This is a genomic window from Paratractidigestivibacter sp. (assembly GCF_052362415.1).
Taxonomy (GTDB): domain Bacteria; phylum Actinomycetota; class Coriobacteriia; order Coriobacteriales; family Atopobiaceae; genus Paratractidigestivibacter.
Genome location: NZ_DAWEMK010000121.1, coordinates 1 through 4,773, shown reverse-complemented (window position 1 = coordinate 4,773; position 4,773 = coordinate 1). Strand labels below are relative to the sequence as shown.

Sequence of the window (4,773 nt, the reverse complement as noted above, 5' to 3'; positions counted from 1 at the left end):
CATCGACGTCGAATAACGCGTTTCCCGCACCTTGTGCTGGGATCGCTCTCGCACCCGAGCTTGCCGCCTTCGCCTTTGCCGTCTGCATCCAAACCTGCGCTTGGGCCCATCCCTCCCTTCAAATTCACCCCTCTCGATGCAGTTCCGGTCAGTTCGCGCCCCTCAAGTTTTCGCAAAACTCGATTCGTGCCGCGCAAATCGTCGCTTTGTGCACAGAACTCGATTAGGGCTACGTATTTTTCGGCTCAAACCGCGATCCCTCACTGCTCGCTTCAAGAAAGCCCAGGTTTCTCGGGATCAATTCGCTACAAACAACCTTTCGCAGCCAAATTTGCGTAGCCCTAATCGAGTTTTGCGCAGGCAAACCCGATTTACGTAGCCTTAAGCCAAAACTGCGCGGTCGTTCGCGCGCCGCGGACCCAAATATCAGCAAAATAAATCGCTATAAGTAAAAATTAGCTATTGCAATCAAATCCTAATAGCGTATAGTACTCATCAAGCAAGAGGGCAGCGCCGAGGACGCAAGGGAGGCGGGCACGATGGCAAGCAGGCAAACGATCCAGCGCACCATCATCGAGGACGAGGTCAGGACCCTGGCCAACCACCCCACCGCCGATCAGGTCTACGACGCGATCCACGAACAGCATCCGAGCATCAGCAAGGCCACGGTCTACCGCACGCTGAACAGGCTTTCCGATGAGGGCCAGCTCCTCAGGGTGAAGATCAACAACGGCGCGGATCACTTCGACCACCAGACCTTCACTCACTATCACGTCCGCTGCACCGAGTGCGGCCGTGTGGACGATGTGTCGGTTCCCGTCCTGGGTACCATCGACAGTGAGGCGGCGAAGGTCTCCGGTTACGCGATCACCGGCCACACGCTGCAGTTCGACGGCATCTGCCCTTCCTGCCAGGCCAAGGCGGCCAAAGCGAGCGCCCAGCTCGCCCACTCCGCCCCGACCGACTAGCACGGCTTCCACGACCCCGCGACCGGAGCGGGGCGTAAGCAATAGGAGAGGCGGGCGAGGCGATGGGAAGCCTCGCCCAAGAATTAAGGAGGTCCATTATGGACAAGTGGGTCTGCAAGGTCTGCGGTTACATCTACGAGGGCGCCGAGCCGCCGGCGGAGTGCCCGGTCTGCCACGCTCCCGCGAGCGCGTTCAAGAAGGTCGAGGGCGACCTCGAGCTCGCCGCCGAGCACGAGTACGGCGTCTACGACAAGACCGTCAAGGACAACCCCGACATCTCTGACGAGGACAAGGCCTACATCCTCGAGCAGCTCAAGGCCAACTTCACCGGCGAGTGCTCCGAGGTCGGCATGTACCTCTGCATGGCGCGCATCGCCCACCGCGAGGGTTACCCCGAGGTCGGCCTGTACTGGGAGAAGGCCGCCTACGAGGAGGCCGAGCACGCCTCCAAGTTCGCCGAGCTGCTGGGCACCGAGCTCGAGCCGAACATGAAGGCCACCACCAAGGACAACCTGGCCTGGCGCGTCGACTGCGAGTTCGGCGCTACCCAGGGCAAGTTCGAGCTTGCCTCCTGCGCAAAGAAGAACGGCCTCGACGCCATCCACGACACCGTCCACGAGATGGCTCGCGACGAGGCCCGTCACGGCAAGGCTCTGAAGGGCCTGCTCGAGCGCTACTTCGGCTAATGGCCAGCGGCAAGAAAAACAAAGCCGAAAAGAAGAAGGTCAAGCCCTCGGGGCCCGCGCCCGTCGCGGTGCTCTGGGGGCTTGACCCCTCTTTCGGCGAGGCCGCCGCGAGCAAAGGCGCGGCGGTGCGGGAGGTCCTGCGCGAGCTCGGTATCCGCGCGCGGATCGCGGAGCCCGAGCGCCTGGGAGACCCCGCGGGCGCCTTCGCCGGGCTCGTGGGCTTCAGGCCCGCGCTCGCAGACTATGCGGGGCCTCTGCCCAAGTGCGAGTTCGTTCTCCTGTGCAACCTCACGAACTCGCAGGTAGAGGCCTTCATGGCGCAGAGCCGCGCCGCCGGCTGCGTCGTCGGCCCGAAGGCAGTCCTCACCAAGCACAACAAAACCTGGCCGCTCGCGCGCCTGATCGCCGCCGTCAACGCCGAGCACGCCGCGATGCCGTCGTAGCGCGCTCGGCGCCGCGCGGTACACTAGAGGGCGCTAAATCCCGCAAAGAAGGAACCGTCATGATCGTCCTCGCTCTCGATACCTCGACCGATATGCTCGCCTGCGCCGTCGCGCGCATGGAGGGCGCCTCCGTCGAGGTCCTCGCCACCCGCGACCACCAGTGCCGCCGCCGGGCCAACGTCGAGCTCGTCTCGACCTGCAAAGAAGCGCTGGCAGACACCGGTCTCTCTATGGACGATCTCGACGCCGTCCTCGTCGGCCGCGGCCCCGGTTCGTTCACGGGCGTGCGCATCGGCATCGCGACGGCGAAGGGCCTGGCATGCGGCGCCGGCCTGCCGCTCTTTGGGACCTCGGCGCTCGACGCGATGGCCTGGTCCGCGCACGCGGCGGGCGTCCGCGGCACCCTTGCCGTGGCGGGCGACGCCATGCGCGGCGAGGTCTACCCGGGCATTTACCAGCTGGACGACGCCGGCGCGCACCGCACCTTCGTCGCCGAGACGGTCGTGAAGGCCGATGCCTGCGTGGCCGACTGGGCCGCGCGCGCCGATGCCGGCGAGCTCACGCTCTCGGGCAACGGCCTCATCAAGTACCGCGCGCGCTTCGAGGCGGCGGGCTTCGATCCCGATCGGTTCGCGCCCGAGGAGGCCTGGTGGCCGACGGGCGAGGGGCTCGCGCGCGCGGCGGCGGAGGCTCGCGTGCTCACCGAGCAGCCCGGCGACCCGGCGCTCGTCTTGCCCATCTACACGCGCCTTTCCGACGCGGAGGAGAATGAGCGCACGCGCCTCGGCCTGAAGGAGCCCGCGACCGTTGAGCTCACCGGCTGCGATGACGCCCTCGCCGACATCCACTGCCAGCTGCGCCCCATGACCGTGAACGATGTCCACGCCGTGGCCGCGCTCGAGGCCGAGGTCTTCGCGGGCGCGAACCACGAGCCTTGGCCCGAGAACGTCTTTTACGACGACGTGACCGCGCACAACCACGTGTGGTGGGTCGCGCACGACCGCGGCAGCATCATCGGCTACGCCGGCGGCACCGTCGTGGCGGACGAGCTGCAGGTTGCGAACGTCGCCGTCGCCGCGGACAGGCGCCGAGAGGGCATCGCGGCGCGGCTGCTCGCGCGTGTGGCCTACGATGCGCAGATGCTCAACGCGACCTGGGCTTCTTTGGAGGTCGACAATGCGCCTGCCGAGAAGCTCTACGGCCTTCTCGGCTTCACCGAGGTGGGCGTGCGCCCCAACTACTACGGCTCCGGCCACGACGCGCGGATCATGCGCGCCGACCTGCCGCTCGCCGACCTCGGCCGCGCCGAGGACCCCGACCACGACCCCGCACCGCGCGCGTCCATCCGCCCCTGGCCGATCGTGCCCGCGCCCCGCAGCGAGCAGACCCGCGCCGCCCTCGCGGAGGCCGGCCCGCTCGTTCTCTCCATCGAGTCCTCCTGCGACGAGACCGCCATGGCCGTCACCGACTCCCACGGCGTCGTTTGCGCGAGCGTCGTCGCCACGCAGATCGACTTCCACGCGCGCTTCGGCGGCGTCGTGCCCGAGATCGCGAGCCGCAAGCACACCGAGGCCATCGTCGGCGTGCTGGAAGAGACGCTCGCCCAGGCGGGCGCGCACTTCGGCACGGACACGCTCTCGCCGGCTGACCTCGCCGCGGTCGGCGTGACGGCGGGCCCCGGCCTTGTGGGCGCGCTCGTGGTGGGCGTCGCCTTCGCCAAGGGCCTTTGCGCTGCCGCTGACCTGCCGCTCATTGCGGTGCACCACCTCGAGGGCCACCTCATGGCGAACCTCTTCGAGACGCCGGGCCTCGAGCCGCCGTTCGTGGCGAGCCTCGTTTCCGGCGGCAACACCATGCTCGTCCACGTGCGCGCCTGGGGCGACTACGAGGTGCTCGGCCAGACCATCGACGACGCGGTGGGGGAGGCCTTCGACAAGGTCGCCAAGGCCCTCGGCCTCGGCTACCCCGGCGGCCCCGTGATCTCGAAGCTCGCCGCGAAGGGAAACAAGAAGGCCATCCACTTCCCGCGCGCGATGATGCACTCGGGCGACTACAGCTTCAGCCTCTCTGGCCTGAAGACCGCCGTCATCACCTACATCGAGGGAGAGAATCGCGCCGGCCGGCCCATCAACCTGCCCGATCTCGCCGCGAGCTTCGAGGCCGCGGTCGTCGACGTGCAGGTCGCCAAGGCGCGCACGGCCGTCGAGCAGACCGGCGTTGCCGACATCTGCATCGGCGGCGGCGTGGCGGCGAACCCCGAGCTGCGCGGCGCGTACCAGAAGGTCTTCGGCCGCATGGGCGTCCGCGTGACCGTGCCGCCCATGCGCGCCTGCGGGGACAACGCTGCCATGATCGGCATCCCCGCGCTGCGCAGCTACCTGGCCGGCAACTTCGCGCCGCTCACCCTCGACGCGCAGCCCAACGCGCCGTTGGGCACCTGGTCCACGCCCGACGCTCCCGTCCCTCCCACTTGGGACCGATGACGAAAGGGGACAGTCCCTTTTCGTCATCGTGATAATAAATGACGAGAAGGGACTGTCCCTTTTCGTCATTTACTTGACTTTGCGGTGCGACTGTTAGACGATTGTCTAACAGTCAAACAATAACCGCCACACGCATCGGGTGCATCGGATGTTCCGAGCGCGTCGGACGCACTGACGCACCCGGCGCCCGGCG

The 4,773-nt window shown here is 67.2% G+C and carries 5 protein-coding genes; all 5 read left to right on the top strand.

All coding sequences use genetic code 11. From position 1 onward, the window contains the following. Positions 1-227: hypothetical protein (locus ACT84W_RS09505; RefSeq protein ID WP_444329025.1), on the top strand; the 227-nt coding region annotated here is incomplete at its 5' end. A gap of 312 nt (positions 228-539) precedes the next feature. Beyond that, a complete protein-coding gene (locus tag ACT84W_RS09500; protein WP_444329024.1) occupies positions 540-968 on the top strand; it encodes a Fur family transcriptional regulator in 429 nt (142 codons plus the stop codon). Positions 969-1,066: 98 nt separating this feature from the next. Then, entirely contained in the window at positions 1,067-1,654 is a 588-nt protein-coding gene (locus ACT84W_RS09495) for an NADH peroxidase (protein WP_417576154.1), read from the top strand. Further along, positions 1,654-2,097, top strand: a complete 444-nt coding sequence (locus ACT84W_RS09490; protein WP_444329023.1) for a DUF3783 domain-containing protein — start codon at positions 1,654-1,656, stop codon at positions 2,095-2,097. Before ACT84W_RS09495 ends, ACT84W_RS09490 begins: the two co-directional genes overlap by 1 nt. Before the next feature lie 59 nt (positions 2,098-2,156). Next, the gene (gene tsaD, locus ACT84W_RS09485; protein ID WP_444329022.1) at positions 2,157-4,580 is read left to right on the top strand and encodes a tRNA (adenosine(37)-N6)-threonylcarbamoyltransferase complex transferase subunit TsaD; all 2,424 of its coding nucleotides are present in this window, start codon (positions 2,157-2,159) and stop codon (positions 4,578-4,580) included. The last annotated feature ends 193 nt before the right edge of the window (positions 4,581-4,773 follow it).